Raw genomic sequence first — 17,157 nt, 5'->3', positions numbered from 1 at the left:
ATGGTCGTCTCGATCCCCGGCCGCGCCTGGCCGAACACGCTGATGTCCGGCACCGACCCGACCGTGACGCTGCGCCCGATCCGTGCGTCCGACGCCGCGGCCTGGCGCGAGGTGCGCGGGCGCAACCGGATCTGGCTGACCCCGTGGGACGCGACGGTCCCGCCGGGCGGTGATGCGCGGCCCACGACGTTCCGGGCGCTGGTGCGCCGGCTGAAGAAGGCGGCGCGGGAGGGATCGTCGTACCCCTTCGTGGTGGAGGTGGACGGTGCCTTCGCCGGACAGGTCAGCGTCAACAACATCGTGCGCGGCTCGGCGCAGTTCGCGTCGATCGGCTACTGGATCGACCAGAAGTACGCCGGTCGTGGCGTCATCCCGCGTGCCGTCGCGATGGTGATCGACCACGCCTTCGTCAGCTGCGGCCTGCACCGGCTGGAGATCTGCATCCGGCCGGAGAACACCAACTCGCTGCGGGTCGTGGAGAAGCTGGGCATCGGCGAGATCGGCTACGCGCCGCGGTTCCTGCACATCGACGGGGAGTGGCGCGATCACCGGATCTTCGCGATCACCAAGGAGGAGGCACCCCTCGGAGTGCTGGCCCGACTGGTGCGATCTGCCTGAACCCCGGGCAAATCACACGAGTCACACGAACCAATCCGTGACACACCGATTGACATTCGTCCCGTCACGCTCCTCCGCTCCTAACCTGCAGGTGTGGACATGAGCGCACTGATCTTCGTCGCCCTGGCGGGGGCTTGGGCCGTCTACCTGGTCCCGAAGGCGCTCAAGCAGCAGGAGGACGCCGACGCGGTCCGCTCCGTCGAGAGCTTCTCCGACCGGCTGCGTGTCATCGATCCGCGCAAGGTCGCGACCCCTCCGGCCGTTGCGCCCCCGTCGGCCGATGCCGACGAGGCCAGCAACGTCGAGATCGACACCGACGCGGACGAGGACGAGTACGTCCTCGAGCCCGTCCGCCTCACGAAGGTCCAGCTCCGGCTGCGCCAGGCCGCTGCCCGTCAGGCCGCCGCCCGCCGTCGCCGTGTCCTCGGCAGCCTGGTGCTGCTCCTGGTCGCTGTCGTCGCGGCTGTCCTCGCCGGCTCGATCGGCGAGGCCTGGATCGCCGCCCCCGTCGCGCTCATCGCGGCCTGGCTGGTCGCCTGCCGGATGATGGTCAAGAAGGAGACCGCCAGCCGCACCCGGATGGTGAAGAAGCGTCGTACCACCCTCGCCGACCAGGCGATCGCCGACGAGGACGTCGTCGAAGAGCCCGCGGTCGACGAGGCCGAGGCCGTCGACTGCACCGAGGAGATCCCCGCGGTGGGTCCCGCGTCCGCATCGACCTGGGAGCCGGTCCCCATGACGCTGCCGACGTACGTCGACAAGGCCAGCGCCGCCCGCACCGTGCGCACCATCGACCTCGACTCCACCGGGGTGTGGAGCTCCGGCCGCAACGCCGGCGACTCCGACCTGGCGCGCGAGGCCGAGGCGTCGCGTCGTACCGAGAAGCAGGCGCAGACCGCCGACGAGCGCCGCGCCACCGGTTCCTGACCCGAGGATCCGACACGCCCTGTTCACCGGGGGTGCCCTAACTCCGGCGGCTCGCCTACGTTGGACCCGTGCCACCTCGGGGTGGAGGCCGGGACCGTCCCGGCCAGGCATTTTCTCGGGAGTTGATCCAGCATGACCCAGGAGAGCTACGGTTCCGACCAGGGCAGCAACGAGGAGCAGTACGGCTCGAGCGAGGAGCAGGGCCAGGAGTCGTACTCCGAGTCCAGCTCCGAGGGTGAGTCCTTCGGTGGCTCCAGCGAGGAGTCGTTCGGCGCGTCCACGGAGTCGTCCGACGACGACTCCGGCGACTCCGGCGACAGCGAGTCCTCGTACGGCGACTCGAGTGGCTCGAGCGAGCAGGGCGAGTCGTCCTACGGCGGGTCGAGCGAGGGCGGGGAGTCCTCCTACGGCGGGTCGAGCGAGGGCGGCGACTCCGGGGAGTCGTCGTACGGCTCCAGCGACTCCGGTGAGTCGCAGGGACAGGAGTCCTTCGGCGGATCGGACGAGCAGCAGGAGCAGTCCGGCTCCTTCTGAGTGAGCGCGTGACGGAGCGGCCGGGGCTGGTGCCCCGGCCGCTTCGTCGTCGGTGCGCCGACCGTCGCGTACTTCCAAGTAACCCGGCCCCGGCGGGACACTCGGTGTGTGTCCAGCAGATCCGTGACCGCGTCGTCCAACTCCGTCACCATGCGGCTCCACACCGAGCCCGACTTCAAGGTCGTGGGGGCGGTCGCCACGGCGATCGCCGACGCGGGCGGGGTCGTCACCGCGATCGACGTCGCGGACTCGCGCCACGACCGTCTCGTCGTCGACGTGACCTGCTCGTCGGCCGACGCGGACCACGCGCTGGAGCTGCAGGCGGCGGTCGAGGCGGTGCCCGGCGTGACGGTGCACAAGGTCTCGGACCGGACGTTCCTGACCCACCTGGGCGGCATCATCGAGGTCGCGTCGAAGGTCCCGCTGAAGACCCGTGACGACCTCTCCCTCGCCTACACGCCCGGCGTCGGTCGCGTCTCGCAGGCGCTGGCGGAACGGCCCGAGGACGTCTCCCGGCTGACCATCAAGGGCAACGCCGTCGCAGTGGTGACCGACGGCTCCGCCGTGCTCGGCCTGGGCAACATCGGCCCCGGCGCCGCCCTGCCCGTCATGGAGGGCAAGGCGGCGCTGTTCAAGAAGTTCGGCAACATCAACGCCTGGCCGATCTGCCTGGACACGCAGGACACCGACGAGATCGTGCGCGCGGTCGAGCTGATCGCGCCGGGCTTCGGCGGGATCAACCTCGAGGACATCGCCGCGCCGCGCTGCTTCGAGATCGAGGCCCGCCTGCGCGAGCGGCTCGACATCCCGGTCTTCCACGACGACCAGCACGGCACCGCGATCGTCGCGCTCGCCGGCCTCACGAACGCGCTGCGGGTCGTGGGCAAGACGCTCACCGACGCCCGGATGGTCGTGTCGGGCGGTGGCGCGGCCGGTACGGCGATCGTCGGCCTGCTCCTCGCTGCCGGCGTCACCGACATCGTGGTCTACGACCGTGCGGGCTGCCTGGTGGCCGGCGCTGACGGGCTGTCACCGGCCCACACCGAGCTCGCCTCGCGCACCAACCCGCGCAAGGTGACCGGCACGCTCCGCGACGCGCTCCAGGGTGCGGACGTCTTCATCGGCGTGTCGGCGCCCGGCATCCTCAAGGCCGAGTGGATCGCGGAGATGGCCGCCGACCCGATCGTCTTCGCGATGGCGAACCCGGACCCGGAGGTTGACCCCGTCGAGGCCGCGAAGTACGCCGCCGTCGTGGCGTCGGGCCGCTCGGACTTCCCGAACCAGATCAACAACGTCCTCGCGTTCCCCGGTGTCTTCCGGGGTCTGCTCGACGCCCGCGCCCACGAAGTCACCACCGACATGATGCTGCGCGCCGCCGCCGCCATCGCGGGGGTCGTCACCGACGAGGAGCTCAACCCGAGCTTCATCATCCCGACCGTCTTCCACCCCGAGGTGCACGCCGCGGTGGCCGCCGCGATCGCCGGCCATTGAGGGGGATCCGGATTTCGGACGACCAGCAGCGGGATGCTAGCGTTTCCCACTGCTTGGGGGTGTGGCGCAGCTGGTAGCGCGTCTCGTTCGCATCGAGAAGGCCAGGGGTTCGAGTCCCCTCACCTCCACCAAGTACGCAGGTCAGCGGCAGGGTTCCAGAACCTCACATGAGGAGAAGGAACCCTGTCTCGTCTTTTACTCGACTGTACGGCCCCCCGATTTCCGGCTCTCCTGACACATTCGTGGGTCATCTGCGGCCGGGGAGGCTCGGGCGGTGACCGCCGAGGTTGAGCATCGCCAGGGCGATCAGGGCGTCGGGAGTGGTGAAGCCGAAGGCCATGCGGGTGATGAGTCGGATCTTGGTGTTGACCGATTCGATGAGGCCGTTAGACAGGCCGTGCTCGATCGAGGCGAGGATCGTGTCGCGGTGCTCGACGATGGTGCGCTGCAGTTTCACGAAGACACCGATCCGGCAGCGGCGTGCCCACCCGATCCATGCGTCGAGGGCTTCGACGGCCTCGTCGTAGGGCAACTGGAACACCAACCGCAGGCCCCCCTTGAGCAGATAGGCGCGATGCAGCCGTGGCTCGGCTTTTCGCGATCCACGCCAGCTTCGCGGCTTGTCGAGTGGTGAGGTTCTCGGGGTTCTTCCACAACGCGAACCGGGCGTTCTTCAGCGCCTTGGCGTGCCCGGCGGCCTCGACACGAAGCCCGGCGGCTCGTCGGGCGCGGTGGGCGCGGACGTCGCCGCGGGCGGCGTTCCATACCTCGCGTCGCACCTCGTCCAACGCGGCGGTGGCCCACTTCACCACGTGGAACGGGTCGGCACAGCGCACCGCGTTCTTGCACCGCTCGGCGACGACGTCGGCGATCCAGTTCGCCCCGTCCGCGCTGACATGAGTGATGTGCTTGCACCGCTCGGGACCGAGGGCGTCGAAGAACGCCCGGACCGTCGCCTGGTCGCGTCCCGGTGCCGCCCACACCAGCCGGCCGGTGTCGTGGTCGACCACGATGGTCAGGTACTTGTAATTGCGCTTGTAGGAGATCTCGTCGATCCCGATCCGCCGCAGCCCGGCGAACAGATCGACCTGTCCAGCGGTATCAGCCCACACCCGGGTGATGATCGCGCCGACGGTGCGCCACGCGATCCGCATCAGCTCGGTGATCGCGCTCTTCGAGCACTGGGTGGCCAGCCAGGCCACTTGCTGGTCGAACCCGAGCGTGTGCCACGCACCGTGCCGCGCCCACGGCACCTGCCGGACGGTGGGGCCGTGGATCGGGCAGCTCACCCGCGGCGCGTCGGCCTCGAGGAAGACCTCCATGACACCCACATCCAAGCCGCGCCACCGGCGGCGGCCCCCGCCATGGTCGTACCACGCCGCCCGGGTCCCGCACGCGCCGCAGCGACCGCGGCCAGCTCGTCGGGGCCGCACATGGACAACCACCAGTTCGGCGTCCTCGTCGTACTCGACGTCCTCAATGACGGTGTTCTCGACGCCCAACAGGGAACGCCATACGCTGGCGTTTCGCACGCCGTTCTCCGCTCTGCAGTTTCTGACCTTCGACAAAAGGTGTCGGAGCGCCGTGCCTGTGGGCTGGTTGGGCAGCACCGGTCGACCAACCGGTACGTGGCGGTGCCCTCCGATTTCGAGGAGCGGCTGGTCAAGGCGGATGCGTGACTTGGCCGACCGGCATCCCCGCTACGGCTACCGGCGGGTCCACGCGCTGTTGGTAGCCGAGGGTTGGGCGGTCAACGTCAAGCGGATCGAGCGGTTATGGCGGCTCGAAGGGCTCCACGTCCCGCCATCGCGGAGCAAGGAATCGGGCCAGAAGGCGCGTGGTGTCGATGAGAACTCTGCGTGGGCGCTGCCAGCGGTTCGGCCGATGCACGTGTGGTCCTATGACTTCGTGTCCGCCCGGCTGGACAACGGCAGCGCGTTCCGGGTGTTGAACATCGTCGACGAGCACACCAAGGTCGCGCCAAGACAGCTTGATCAGGTCCTCGATCGGGGCTCGGCAGATCATCGCTCACCTCGAGCAGCTCTTCGAGGTATTTGGGAAGCCGAAGATGATCCGCTCGGACAACGGGCGCGAGTTCATCGCCGACACGCTGCGGACCTGGCTCGCTGAGCAGGGCGTGGAGGCCGTGTTCGTCGCGAAAGCCAGCCCGCAGCAGAACTGCTACATCGAGCGTTTCAACCGCTCGATGCGCGACGAGCTGCTCCACCTGGAGACCTTCCGGACACTGACCGAAGCGCGGGTCGTCATCGCCGATTGGCTCCGCGAGTACAACGAGGTGCGGGCGCAGTTCGTTGCACTCGACCACAGCCCGGCAGCGCTCCTCGAGCGAACCCTGCGTGCCGAGAGGCCGGACCGAGGCCTGCTCGCGGCTCCAGCGAGCGAGGCGGAGGAGATCCAGCTGGCCGAGCTGACCGACGACCGGGTACGGGACCGCTCGGAACCGGACCGGGTTCGGAGCCGTGCCGGCAGTCCTGCCGCGGTGGTGCACCGGGTGCACGACCGGCGACCGGCGTGAGGATGCACACCTGTCGGCCAGCACGATAAGATTGCCTTATGAGTCTGTTGGCCCAGTATCGCGACGCCCGTCGCGACGAGGACGTCGCGCGCCTGCGACGGATCCTCGCCCTGCGGGCCTTGGGGACGACCGGGATGTCGCAGCGACAGATCGCCGAGGCTCTCGGCGTCAGCCAACCTGCGGTGAGTCAGCAGCTCAGGGCCGGGCGCAATCTCGGCGACGTGCACCCGGAAGTGTTGGTCGAGGCGGCAGCGCCCGTCCTCCGATCGATCGCCGAGGAACACGGCTATGGCGACCTGGCCGTCTTCGGATCGGTCGCGCGGCACGACGCACGGCCCGATTCGGACATCGACCTGATCGTGAAGGCCCCCGAGGGAACCTCGTCCTTCGACTTCATCCGGTTCCAGCGGCTGCTCGAGCAGGTGCTGGGGCGGGAGATCGACCTAGTGGAGTACGGAGGCCTGAGGCCGGGCCGCGACGACGACGTACGCCGTGAAGCGGTGCTGCTGTGATGAACCGCAAGGCAGCCAAGGAGCTCGCCCACATCGAGGCGTGGCTGGAGCGCGTCGCCGAGATCGTCGAGCGCGGCCGCGACGCCTACCTCGATGATGCACTGATGCAGGAAGCCGGCGACTCGCTGATGATGAAGCTCGGCGAGGCCGCGAACCGGCTGTCCAAGCTGGGAGTCCTCGCGCCCGACGGCGTCGACTGGGCGATCGCCGTGGCGAACAGGAACTTCATCATCCACCAGTACGACCTGATCAACCGCTCGATCACCTGGGAGACACTGGCCAACGACCTCGCCGCGTGGCGCGAGTCGTTGTCAGCCTCGTTCGAGGCGGCGAGGCGCGTCGGTGGTGCCGAACCTTCCGGCCAGTGACGACGAGTTCTGGATAGCCCAGCTCGGCTGACGGCGCCGCACCGGGTGCGGAGCCGTGCCCTTCCGGTCCTGCACCGGGTGCCGAACCGGCGGCCGGACGATCCCGTGAGGTGCGCAGGACTGCCGGGTCGCCTCCCGCACGCTTCGGACCTCTGTAGGCGATAGCCTCGCTGAGTCCCTCATGCACGCCGACGCTTCCGCCGCATGCGCGCCCATCACCCCGGAGCTCCAATGACTGGTTCTAGCGTCCCGGACAGCGTTCGCTGGCTCACCTCCCTGCCTGGCCTCGCCTCCGCCGGCTGCGTGTCGTTCGTTGGAAACGGCGGAGCGGAGTCGGAAGTCCTCGCCGCTTTCGGATCGGACCTGAGCATCGACCTCGAAGACCTGGCAGATTGGACCGATCGTGTCGGGATCGTCGAACTGGCCGGACACGGTCTGATCGCGATCGAGCCGGACGGTGGATACCAAGGAACCCGCCCAGAGGTGCTCGTTGACCTGGCCCGTTTGTCAGACATCGGCCGCAGCGCAGGTGTCCACTGGAACGTCAATGACGCGGTGTTCCTTGCCTACGCCGACGGCAAGAAGTACGGGTTTGTCGACCTCAGTGGATGGGATGCCGGCGACGTCGCGCAGCTGCCCGGCCCATTGAGGAGATGGGCCAAGACCCATGCTGACGATCTGATGACGGACCCCGTTTCCGCAGGAATAGCGATGGCCTCGATGTTTACCGGTGTCACGCCGCTACCCACTGTGACGGGCGCCGCCCCGCCGTCATATGTCGCAGTCGTGCCCCGCGCTCCAACGGTGATCGCCGACACGCTTGAGTCCACGCCGCTCAATGACCGCGATCCCGACATGGCTCTCGAGATTGACCGACTATCGCCCGAGCGGCAGAGACAGATTTCGGCGTGGGTCAGTCGACGCCTTCTCGAAGTCGCTCATCTCGACGATGATCCCGAGCTTCGCGAGGTCGTCACGCAGTTCGAGAACTCACGGAGACGCCCGCAGCTCACTCCGCGAGCAAGGACTGGGCTTGGAGCGATCAAGGCGAGGGTTGATGTCGAGCAACGCAGGTGCGACCTTCGGGGCGTGGGGGTGTCTCATTTGCTGCGTAAGCTGTGGATCCAGCATTGGGCTGGGTACTGCCTGCAATACGCATGCCACCCTGACTCGGCAACCGCGGCATGGCGAGCCATCTACGCATCGATCTTCGCGCTCGCCAACGCCGAGATGACCGACCCAAGTAGCCCGCTTCCGGCTCAGTTCAGGGCGGACCTACGGCTTCAGCTGGATCGGTCCGACTAGGGAGCTCGGCTGGCGGGCGGGCCGTGCCGGGTATCAGGTCACACGACCGCCCGAGCTGCGCACACGCGCTCCGGCGGTGCGGCGGGCGTCCATGCGCGTGAGGTGGACTCGACGCCGCAATGACGACGTGTCTGGGCTGACGGTCACAGGCTGATCCCGCGGTCGTCGCGGGTCGTGCGCGACGATGGCGGTGGAGGCAGGGGCCGTCGGCGGGGTGCGTTGGGGCTGTAGCGGTCGATGGCGTTCGCGGCGAGGGTGCGGGCGTGGGCGGGGCCGAGGTCGGCGCGGTCGCGGCTGAACGCGGCGTTCCACTGGTCACGGCCCCGGCGACCTCCTTGGCCTTTCCTGCCACGGTGTCGAGGAGCCCTTCACGTGCTTCTGATGCGTGGTGGTTGGTCATGGTTCTGCGGTGCCCGACGGGTCCGGGACGACACGGGCGACCGGTGTGATCTGGGTTGCACGCACGCCGACAACGGGTGTTGTCCGGGCCCCCAAGCGGGTGGCGGACGGGCGCCGGTGTGCGGCACCATCGGTGCGACTGACGCAACGCGAGAAGGCAGTGGGGTATGACGAGTGCCGGTCGCCTGGGTCGGGTGGTTCCCGAGAGCGACCGGGCGCACGCGGTGCGGGTGGCGGCAGGCCTCGTCGTACCGGGCCTCGCGCTCGTCGCCCTCGACCGCCCCAGCCTCATCATCTACGCGGTGTTCGGGTCGTTCACCGGGATGTACGGGCGCGCCGACTCGCGGGTGATGCGGCTGCTGCACCAGTCCCAGGGTGCGCTGCTCCTGCTGTCCGGTACGGCGCTCGGCGTGCTGCTCGCGCACGAGCACGCGTCCGCGCAGGTCCTGATCGCCACCGCTGCGGCGTTCGCGGTCGCCGGCTCGCTCCTGGCCGACTTCTTCGCGCTGCGACCGGACGGCCCGTTCTACGGCCTCTTCGCGCTGGGGGCGATCGCCGGCGTGCCGAGCGCGGTGCTGGCGCCCGTCGCGTCCTGGCTGATCGCGGCAGCCGGCGCCGCGATCGCGATCTGCATCGGCCTGTCCGGCGGTGACGCCCGCCCGATCACGCCGCGCGCCGTGACGGAAGCGTTCCGCGGCCAGCGGGTGCGGTCGCGACCCGCGGCCGTCCTGCACGCGTTCCGGTACGCCGTCGCCGTCACCTTCGCCGGAGGCCTGGCCCTGGTCGTGGGACTGAGCCACGTCAACTGGGCCATCGCGGGCGCCGCGGTCACGCTCGCGGCGGCCGACCCCCGCGGTCGCTTCTGGCGCGGGGTCCACCGCATCGTCGGCACCCTCGCCGGCCTCGGCATCACCGCCCTGCTGCTGGCGACGGGCATGGGCCCCCGGTCGCTGGCGATCGTCGTGATCGTGCTGCTGTTCCCGGCCGAGCTGTTCATGGCGGCCAACTACACGCTGGCGCTGAGCTTCTTCACCCCGATGATCATGCTGATGACCGAGCTGGCCGCGCCCATCGGCGTACGGGAGCTGCTCGAGTCCCGTGCGCTCGGGACGATGCTCGGGGTGCTGTGCGGGTTCGTCGTCACCTACGTGATCAGGGACCGGACGGAACGGGCTGCTGGCGCAGGCGCGTCACGAAGTCCCGCCGGTCCACGATCGCGCGCGTGATCGTGCCGCGGGCCAGGGACCGGCCCGTGCCCGGCTCCTGTGCCGTGACGTCGAAGTCGAGCCAGCGCGAGGTGCGCTCGCGGACGGTCGCGGTGATGGTGACGGCGCTGCCCACGGCGGACGCCGCGAGGTGCTCCAGCTCGACGCCGGTGCCGACGGTGGTCTGGCCCTCGTCGAGCAGGGACTGGGCCAGCTCGCAGGTCGCCGCCTCGAACCAGGCGAGCAGCCGCGGCGTGGCGAGGCACGGTACGTCGCCGGATCCGATCGCGGCGGCGGTGTCGGCCACGTCCACGTGGTGCTCGCTCACCATCCGGGGATAGCACGGTCGCGAGGGGTCGGGGAATCGCCGCGGGGCAGATCTGTGGAACGGGACAAGCGATGCTGTGCCGCCGGGCAACGCTCGCCGATCCGAGCTCCGTGGAGGGCCGGCCCGACCGGCGAGCGGCGGTAGATTCGCAGCCATGCTGGGGTTCGTGGTCAGGTGTCGCCGGTGAGCGGGCCGAAGGAGCCGGTGCTCGCCGAGCTGGCCGAGTGGGCGGAGGGACAGCTCCTGGCGCTGGTGGACCAGGCCTGCGGTCTGGTCCGCGAGCGCATCCCGCTCTACGCGAACGGTGAGCTGGTCCCGGCCACGGAGCTGGCACGGTCGGTCACCCAGAACATGCGGTTCATGATCGCCGCCCTCGCCGACCCGGACGGGACGCCCGACCTCGAGGTACCCCGGGAGACCGGGCGCCGTCGCGCCCACCAGGGAGCGCCGCTGCCCGAGGTGCTGCAGGCCTACCGGATCAGCTTCGCGACGCTGTGGGACGCGCTCGTCGCCCGGTCCCGGACGCTCGAGCCGGGGTCGTCGGAGCTCGCCCTGCTGGACGCCGCGAGCCGGGTCTGGCAGCTGACCGACCAGCACGCCGTGGCGGTCACCGAGGCGTACCGGATGACGACGGCCGAGCTGATGCTGCGCCAGCAGCGGCGCCGGGGGGCCCTGGTCGAGGCCGTCCTGACCGGCCAGACCTCGTCGGACGCGGGGCCGTGGGACGCCGCGGCGCTGCTCGGGTTGCCGCCCGACGGCGAGCTCGTCGTCGTCGCGGCCGAGACCGGTCGGCTGGCCGAGGAGGCCCTGCCGGGCATCGAGCGCGAGCTGGCCGCTGCGAACATCGCCTCCGCGTGGCGACTGACGCCCGCCCTGCAGCTCGGCATCGTCGCGGTCCGCCCCGACCAGTCCGACGAGCTGCTCGAGATCCTCGGCGCTGTCGCGCGCAACCGGGTGGGCGTGAGCCCGCTCTACCGGCCCATCAGCGGTTCGCCGCGCGCGCTGCAGCTGGCGCGGGCGGCGCTCACCATGCGTCCGTCCGGTTCGCCCGGGGTGACGATGTTCGGCGACAGCCCGCTCGCCGCGCTGATGGCCCAGGCGCCGGGGGAGGGGGACCGGCTCGCCGAGGAGGTCCTCGGCAGCGTGCTCACGCTTCCCGACGACGACCGGGACGCCCTGCTGGAGACGCTGGCGGCGTACCTCGAGGCGGCGGGTTCGGCCGACGTCGCGGCGACGGTCCTGCACTGCCACCCGAACACGGTCCGCTACCGGCTGCGCCGGATCCAGGAGCTGACGGGCCGCTCGACGTCGGATGCTTTCGCGCTGGCCGAGCTGGCCGCCGCGTCGTACGCCGTGAACATGGCGCGGGGTCGTCGTACGCACCCCCACAACCGCCTTTGACCTCGCGAACAAACCCGCCGCGTCACCCTTCTGCGCGCGTCCGTCCGGCCGCTAGGGTCGAACCATGCCCCTGAGTCCGCTCGAATGGCCGGTCCTCCGGCAGCTGCGAACGGATCGCTTCGGCCGCGGGCCGGCCGTGCAGTCCGCGAAGACGAAGGCGATGACCTCGCGCAACGCGACCGCCGACCGGGTGGTGCAGAGCGTCTGCCCGTTCTGCGCGGTCGGGTGCGGGCAGAAGGTCTACGTCAAGGACGAGAAGGTCATCCAGATCGAGGGCGACCCGGACTCGCCGATCTCGCGCGGACGCCTCTGCCCGAAGGGCTCCTCGAGCGCGCAGCTGGTGAACAACCCGTTGCGGGTCACGAAGATCCGCTACCGGGCGCCGTACGCGAAGGACTGGACCGACCTCGACCGCGACCAGGCGATCGACATGATCGCCGACCGCTTCATCGAGGCCCGCCGTCGCGGTTGGCAGGAGCTGGACGACAAGGGCCGCAAGCTGCGCCGGACGATGGGCATCGCCTCACTCGGCGGCGCCACGCTGGACAACGAAGAGAACTACCTGATCAAGAAGCTCTTCACCGCCGCGGGCGCGATCCAGATCGAGAACCAGGCCCGTATTTGACACTCCGCCACGGTTCCCAGTCTGGGAGCCTCGTTCGGCCGCGGTGGGGCCACCCAGTCCTTGCAGGACATGGCCAACGCGGACTGCATCGTCCTCATGGGCGGGAACATGGCGGAGGCGCACCCTGTCGGGTTCCAGTGGGTCACCGAGGCCAAGGCACGCGGTGCTCGGCTGATCCACGTCGACCCGCGGTTCACGCGGACCGGCGCGGTCGCTGACCGGCACATCCCGATCCGGGCGGGCTCCGACATCGTGCTGCTCGGCGCGCTGATCAACCACATGATCAGCAACGAGCTGTACTTCCGGGAGTACGTCGTCGCCTACACCAACGCGGCCACGCTCATCAACGAGGACTTCCGCGACGCGGAGGACCTGGACGGCCTGTTCTCCGGGTTCGACCCGGAGACCGGCACCTACGACCGCAGCTCGTGGGCGTACGCGACCGAGGACGGCGGCGGCATCGGCGGCCCGCAGGGGCACGTCGAGCACGGCACCAGCGCCGGCGAGCGAGCAGCCGGTGACGAGCACGGTGACGGCGGACCGGCGTTGGAGCACCCCAAGGTGCTGCGCGACGAGACGCTGCAGCACCCGCGGTCGGTGTTCCAGATCCTCAAGCGGCACTACGCGCGCTACACGCCGGAGATGGTCGAGGCCATGTGCGGCATCAGCCGCGCGGACTTCGCCTACCTGGCCGACTCGATCGCCGCGAACTCGGGTCGCGAGCGCACCACCTGCTTCGGCTACGCGACCGGCTGGACCCAGCACACGCAGGGCGCCCAGTTCATCCGTACGTCGGCGATCCTGCAGCTGCTGATGGGCAACATCGGCCGGCCGGGCTCGGGGATCATGGCGCTGCGCGGGCACGCCAGCATCCAGGGCTCGACCGACATCCCGACGCTGTTCAACCTGCTGCCGGGCTACCTGCCGATGCCGTCGGTGGGCGTGCACGACACCTTCCGCGACTGGGTCGACGCGATCGCCTCGAAGAAGCAGAAGGGCTACTGGGCCGATGCGGAGAACTACTGCGTCAGCCTGCTGAAGGCGTGGTTCGGTGACGCGGCGACGGCCGAGAACGACTGGTGCTTCGACTACCTGCCCCGGTTGAACGGCCCGCACAGCACCTACCAGACCTGCATCGACATGCTCAACGACCAGGTCGACGGCTACTTCATCCTCGGCCAGAACCCGGCCGTCGGCACGCCCAACAGCCGCCAGCAGCGGCTCGGCATGTCGCACCTGAAGTGGCTCGTCGTCCGCGACCTGAACATGATCGAGTCCGCCACCTGGTGGAAGGAGGGTCCGGAGATCACCTCGGGTGAGCTGCGGACCGAGGACATCGCGACCGAGGTGTTCTTCATGCCGGCGGCTACCCACGTCGAGAAGGCCGGCTCCTTCACCCAGACGCAGCGGATGCTGCAGTGGCGCCACCAGGCGGTGCAGCCGCCGGGTCAGGGCCAGAGCGAGCTCGACTTCTTCTACGAGCTCGGGCTCAGGATCCGGGAGCGGCTCGCCGGCTCGACCGACGAGCGTGACCGGCCGCTGCTGGACATGACCTGGGACTACCCGCCCGACGAGCACGGCAACCCGGACCCCGAGGCCGTGCTGGCCGAGATCAACGGGTTCTTCGTCGAGGGACCGGACAAGGGCAAGAGCCTGTCGTCGTTCACCCAGATGAAGGCCGACGGCTCGACCGCCGGCGGTTGCTGGATCTACACCGGGGTGTACGCCGACGCGACCAACCACGCTGCCCGGCGTACCCCTGACGGCGGGCCGGGCCTGACCCAGTCCGAGTGGGGCTGGGTGTGGCCGGCCGACCGGCGGATGCTCTACAACCGGGCGTCGGCCGACCCCGACGGCAAGCCGTGGAGCGAGCGGAAGAAGTACATGTGGTGGGACGAGGAGGCCGGCCGCTGGACCGGTCCGGACGTGCCGGACTTCCCGGTCGACCGTGCGCCCCACGCCCGGCCCGATCCGGAGCTCGGCGGTCCCGCCGCGCTCGCCGGTGACGACCCGTTCATCATGCAGGCCGACGGGAAGGGCTGGCTGTTCGCTCCGCAGGGGTTGGTCGACGGTCCGCTGCCGACCCACTTCGAGGCGCAGGAGTCGCCCGTCCGGAACGCCCTCTACAACCAGCAGCAGGCGCCGAGCCGGGTGATCTTCCCGCGCGAGGACAACCTGGACGCGCCGAGCGCGGGCGACCCGGGCGCGGACGTCTACCCGTTCGTGTTCACGACGTACCGGCTCACCGAGCACCACACGGCGGGCGGCATGAGCCGCTGGTCGCCGTACCTCGCCGAGCTGCAGCCGGAGATGTTCTGCGAGATCTCTCCGGAGTTGGCCGCCGCGCGCGGGCTGGAGAACGGTGGGTGGGCGACGATCATCTCGCCGCGCGCGGCCATCGAGGCGCGCGTGCTGGTGACCGACCGGGTCCGGACGCTGACGATCAACGGCCGCGAGGTGCAGCAGGTCGGGCTGCCCTACCACTGGGGCCAGGGCAGCGACGCGGTCGTGGCGGGTGACGCCGCGAACGACCTGATCGGCGTCACGCTCGACCCGAACACCCAGATCCAGGAGTCGAAGGTCGGCTCCTGCGACGTGATCGCCGGCCGCCGCCCGCACGGCGCGGAGCTGGAGGCGCTGGTCCAGCAGTATCGAGAACGCGGTGGAGTCACGACCGAGACCGACAACGTCCGGCTGACGCCGCGCACGGAAGGGGACGACTGATGGGCCAGCTGGCCGGGCCGACCGACCCGATCGCGGATGTCGACTGGCACACGCACCAGCACCGCAAGGGGTTCTTCACCGACACCTCGATCTGCATCGGCTGCAAGGCGTGCGAGGTCGCGTGCAAGCAGTGGAACCAGAACCCGCGCGACGGTGACCTGGAGCTGACCGGGTGGTCCTACGACAACACCCAGGCGCTGGGTGCCTCGACCTGGCGGCACGTGGCCTTCATCGAGCAGAGCTCGGAGCGGATCCAGGAGGCGAAGGCGTCGGGACAGGCGCTGGTCGACCTGGGGATGCCGACGCTGCGGGTCGCGGACGCGGAGCCCGCTGTCGACGTGACGCCGCCGGACACCCCTGAGTTCCGCTGGCTGATGGCCTCCGACGTGTGCAAGCACTGCACGCACGCGGGTTGCCTGGACGTGTGCCCGACGGGCGCGCTGTTCCGCACCGAGTTCGGGACCGTGGTGGTGCAGGCCGACGTCTGCAACGGGTGCGGGACGTGCGTCGGCGGGTGTCCGTTCGGGGTCGTCGAGCGTCGCAGCGACGGCACCGCCGCTCCGACCACGCGCCAGGGGCAACGCAAGGGCGAGCAGCCCGAGATCCCGAACAAGGGCGTCGCCCAGAAGTGCACGCTCTGCTACGACCGGCTGCTCGACGACGAGACGCCGGCGTGCGCCAAGACCTGTCCGACGACGTCGATCAAGTTCGGCGACCACGACGACATGGTCGAGCAGGCGCGCGAGCGGGTCGCCGAGCTGCACGCCCAGGGCATGACGGAGGCCCGTCTGTACGGCGCCAACGAGCTCGACGGCGTCGGTGGGATCGGCTCGGTCTTCCTGCTGCTCGACGAGCCCGAGGTGTACGGCCTGCCGCCCGACCCGCGCGTCTGCACCGCCGACCTCCCGACCATGTACAAGCGCGCCGGTATGGCGATGCTCGGGATGGTCGGAGCCGCCACCTACTCCTTCCTCAAGGGGCGTCGATGAGCACCTCCGAGTACGACAGCGTCCGACCGCCCGCGATGCCCCGCAAGCGGCGCGGCGGAGGGCGTCGCAAGCGGGTCGACGGAGGTGCCGGCGGCAACGGCAACCACGAGGAGTCGATGGTCCCGCCGGTCGAGTTCAGCTCGTACTACGGCCACAACATCGTCAAGCCGCCGCCGTGGGAGTGGCCCGTGGCGCTCTACCTGTTCGTGGGCGGCGTCGCCGGCGGCTCGGGCGTCATCGCCGCGGGTGCCCAGCTGACCGGCCGGGAGACCCTGCGGCGCAACGCCCGGCTCGGAGCGATGACCGCGGTCGGCATCTCTGGCGCGGCGCTGGTCGCCGACCTGGGCAAGCCCTCGCGGTTCTACAACATGCTGCGCACGTTCAAGGTCACCTCGCCGATGAGCGTGGGGTCCTGGATCCTGACCGCGTTCAGCGTCGGGCTCAGCGGCGCCGTCGCGAACGAGGTCGACCGGCTGACGGGGGAGCGGCTGCCACTCGGCCCGCTGCGCAGGCTGCTGCGCCTCATCGAGGGTCCGGCCGGTCTCGAGGCGGGGCTGTTCGGGCCGCCCTTGGCCGGCTACACCGCCGTGCTGCTCGCCGACACCGCCGTACCGACCTGGAACGGTGCCCACCGCGACCTGCCCTTCGTCTTCATCAGCTCGGCGTCGCTCGCCTCCGGCGGACTCGCGATGATCACCACGCCGGTTGCCGAGACCGGTCCGGCGCGGACCCTGGCGCAGCTCGGCGTCATCGGCGACATCGCCGCGATGAAGTACATGGAGAGCCGGATGGACCCGGTGCTGCTCGAGCCGCTGCACCACGGCACGCCGGGCAAGCTGCTGAAGTGGGCCGAGCGGCTGGCGATCGCCGGCGGTATCGGCTCCCTGTTCGCCGGACGCTCGCGCTCCGTCGCCGTGGCCTCCGGGGCCGCGCTGATGACCGCCTCCGCGTTCACCCGGTTCGGCGTCTTCGAGGCGGGCCTGCACTCGGCGAAGGACCCGCGCTACACGGTCGAGCCGCAGAAGCGCCGGCTCGCCGAGCGGCGGGCGGCGGGGGTCACGCACGACTCCATCACGACGGCGGGCTGAGGTTCCTCGTCGGGGCAGCTGCAGATTTCCCAAGGTATGCAGCAAACTCTGCGCTTCCCATCCTCTGTACAGGCAGGTAAGCGCGGAGTCCGCTACATACCTTGGGA

At 70.0% G+C, this 17,157-nt stretch carries 15 protein-coding genes, 1 tRNA gene and 1 pseudogene; 15 read left to right on the top strand and 2 right to left on the bottom strand.

The annotated features are described in order from the left end of the window. The 5 genes from ACYVAQ_RS12595 (at position 1) to ACYVAQ_RS12575 (ending at position 3,701) form a co-directional block, all read left to right on the top strand. A complete protein-coding gene (locus tag ACYVAQ_RS12595; protein ID WP_460789976.1) occupies positions 1-618 on the top strand; it encodes a GNAT family N-acetyltransferase in 618 nt (205 codons plus the stop codon). A gap of 99 nt (positions 619-717) precedes the next feature. Further along, the gene (gene sepX / locus ACYVAQ_RS12590; protein ID WP_460789974.1) at positions 718-1,545 is read left to right on the top strand and encodes a divisome protein SepX/GlpR; all 828 of its coding nucleotides are present in this window, start codon (positions 718-720) and stop codon (positions 1,543-1,545) included. Positions 1,546-1,677: 132 nt separating this feature from the next. After that, positions 1,678-2,079 carry a hypothetical protein gene (locus tag ACYVAQ_RS12585; protein WP_460789972.1) on the top strand — a complete coding sequence of 134 codons (402 nt, stop codon included), beginning with the start codon at positions 1,678-1,680 and terminating at the stop codon, positions 2,077-2,079. A 150-nt stretch (positions 2,080-2,229) separates the two neighbouring features. Beyond that, a complete protein-coding gene (locus tag ACYVAQ_RS12580; RefSeq protein ID WP_460790215.1) occupies positions 2,230-3,570 on the top strand; it encodes a malic enzyme-like NAD(P)-binding protein in 1,341 nt (446 codons plus the stop codon). Between the two features lie 55 nt (positions 3,571-3,625). After that, a tRNA-Ala gene (locus ACYVAQ_RS12575) sits at positions 3,626-3,701 on the top strand. A 116-nt stretch (positions 3,702-3,817) separates the two neighbouring features. On the opposite strand, the pseudogene ACYVAQ_RS12570 reads toward ACYVAQ_RS12575, so the two are convergent. Next, positions 3,818-5,102: pseudogene (locus ACYVAQ_RS12570) on the bottom strand (ISL3 family transposase). Between the two features lie 139 nt (positions 5,103-5,241). Here ACYVAQ_RS12570 and ACYVAQ_RS12565 point away from each other — a divergent pair. The 6 genes from ACYVAQ_RS12565 to ACYVAQ_RS12540 all read left to right on the top strand — a co-directional run bounded on the left by ACYVAQ_RS12565 (position 5,242) and on the right by ACYVAQ_RS12540 (position 9,916). Next, a complete protein-coding gene (locus tag ACYVAQ_RS12565; RefSeq protein ID WP_460789970.1) occupies positions 5,242-5,700 on the top strand; it encodes an IS3 family transposase in 459 nt (152 codons plus the stop codon). Continuing rightward, positions 5,591-6,106: an integrase core domain-containing protein gene (locus ACYVAQ_RS12560; RefSeq protein ID WP_460790213.1), complete on the top strand. Its 516-nt coding sequence runs from the start codon at positions 5,591-5,593 to the stop codon at positions 6,104-6,106. Before ACYVAQ_RS12565 ends, ACYVAQ_RS12560 begins: the two co-directional genes overlap by 110 nt. A gap of 38 nt (positions 6,107-6,144) precedes the next feature. Then, the gene (locus ACYVAQ_RS12555) at positions 6,145-6,618 is read left to right on the top strand and encodes a nucleotidyltransferase domain-containing protein (protein ID WP_460789968.1); all 474 of its coding nucleotides are present in this window, start codon (positions 6,145-6,147) and stop codon (positions 6,616-6,618) included. Next, positions 6,618-6,986 (top strand): HepT-like ribonuclease domain-containing protein, encoded by a 369-nt coding sequence (locus ACYVAQ_RS12550; RefSeq protein WP_460789966.1) that lies wholly within the window; start codon positions 6,618-6,620, stop codon positions 6,984-6,986. Before ACYVAQ_RS12555 ends, ACYVAQ_RS12550 begins: the two co-directional genes overlap by 1 nt. Before the next feature lie 231 nt (positions 6,987-7,217). Next, the gene (locus tag ACYVAQ_RS12545) at positions 7,218-8,291 is read left to right on the top strand and encodes a hypothetical protein (protein ID WP_460789964.1); all 1,074 of its coding nucleotides are present in this window, start codon (positions 7,218-7,220) and stop codon (positions 8,289-8,291) included. A gap of 593 nt (positions 8,292-8,884) precedes the next feature. Beyond that, positions 8,885-9,916, top strand: a complete 1,032-nt coding sequence (locus ACYVAQ_RS12540) for an FUSC family protein (RefSeq protein WP_460789962.1) — start codon at positions 8,885-8,887, stop codon at positions 9,914-9,916. On the opposite strand, the gene ACYVAQ_RS12535 is transcribed toward ACYVAQ_RS12540, so the two are convergent. Then, on the bottom strand, positions 9,843-10,223 hold the full coding sequence (locus tag ACYVAQ_RS12535) for a thioesterase family protein (protein ID WP_460789960.1): 381 nt from the start codon (positions 10,221-10,223) through the stop codon (positions 9,843-9,845). The two genes, ACYVAQ_RS12540 and ACYVAQ_RS12535, sit on opposite strands and share 74 nt — an antisense overlap. Before the next feature lie 183 nt (positions 10,224-10,406). Between ACYVAQ_RS12535 and ACYVAQ_RS12530 the strand changes: the two genes are divergently transcribed. From ACYVAQ_RS12530 to nrfD, 4 genes are all read left to right on the top strand, one after another. Further along, positions 10,407-11,624 carry a PucR family transcriptional regulator gene (locus ACYVAQ_RS12530; RefSeq protein ID WP_460789957.1) on the top strand — a complete coding sequence of 406 codons (1,218 nt, stop codon included), beginning with the start codon at positions 10,407-10,409 and terminating at the stop codon, positions 11,622-11,624. A 64-nt stretch (positions 11,625-11,688) separates the two neighbouring features. Further along, positions 11,689-14,973, top strand: a complete 3,285-nt coding sequence (gene fdh / locus ACYVAQ_RS12525) for a formate dehydrogenase (RefSeq protein WP_460789954.1) — start codon at positions 11,689-11,691, stop codon at positions 14,971-14,973. Beyond that, entirely contained in the window at positions 14,973-15,962 is a 990-nt protein-coding gene (locus ACYVAQ_RS12520; RefSeq protein WP_460789952.1) for a 4Fe-4S dicluster domain-containing protein, read from the top strand. The genes fdh and ACYVAQ_RS12520 overlap by 1 nt, the downstream gene beginning before the upstream one ends. After that, on the top strand, positions 15,959-17,050 hold the full coding sequence (gene nrfD, locus ACYVAQ_RS12515; protein ID WP_460789950.1) for an NrfD/PsrC family molybdoenzyme membrane anchor subunit: 1,092 nt from the start codon (positions 15,959-15,961) through the stop codon (positions 17,048-17,050). The genes ACYVAQ_RS12520 and nrfD overlap by 4 nt, the downstream gene beginning before the upstream one ends. The last annotated feature ends 107 nt before the right edge of the window (positions 17,051-17,157 follow it).

The sequence above is a fragment of the Nocardioides maradonensis genome, assembly GCF_054777115.1.
The sequence above is the reverse complement of the archived record's forward strand: the minus strand, read 5'-3'. Positions and strand labels throughout refer to the sequence as shown.

Coding starts and splice junctions, on each gene's coding strand:
- ACYVAQ_RS12565 (WP_460789970.1), top strand. CDS start 5,242: ATGCGTGACTTGGCCGACCGGCATCCCCGCTACGGCTACCGGCGGGTC.
- ACYVAQ_RS12595 (WP_460789976.1), top strand. CDS start 1: ATGGTCGTCTCGATCCCCGGCCGCGCCTGGCCGAACACGCTGATGTCC.
- ACYVAQ_RS12585 (WP_460789972.1), top strand. CDS start 1,678: ATGACCCAGGAGAGCTACGGTTCCGACCAGGGCAGCAACGAGGAGCAG.
- ACYVAQ_RS12520 (WP_460789952.1), top strand. CDS start 14,973: ATGGGCCAGCTGGCCGGGCCGACCGACCCGATCGCGGATGTCGACTGG.
- ACYVAQ_RS12580 (WP_460790215.1), top strand. CDS start 2,230: ATGCGGCTCCACACCGAGCCCGACTTCAAGGTCGTGGGGGCGGTCGCC.
- sepX (WP_460789974.1), top strand. CDS start 718: ATGAGCGCACTGATCTTCGTCGCCCTGGCGGGGGCTTGGGCCGTCTAC.
- ACYVAQ_RS12545 (WP_460789964.1), top strand. CDS start 7,218: ATGACTGGTTCTAGCGTCCCGGACAGCGTTCGCTGGCTCACCTCCCTG.
- nrfD (WP_460789950.1), top strand. CDS start 15,959: ATGAGCACCTCCGAGTACGACAGCGTCCGACCGCCCGCGATGCCCCGC.
- ACYVAQ_RS12550 (WP_460789966.1), top strand. CDS start 6,618: ATGAACCGCAAGGCAGCCAAGGAGCTCGCCCACATCGAGGCGTGGCTG.
- ACYVAQ_RS12555 (WP_460789968.1), top strand. CDS start 6,145: ATGAGTCTGTTGGCCCAGTATCGCGACGCCCGTCGCGACGAGGACGTC.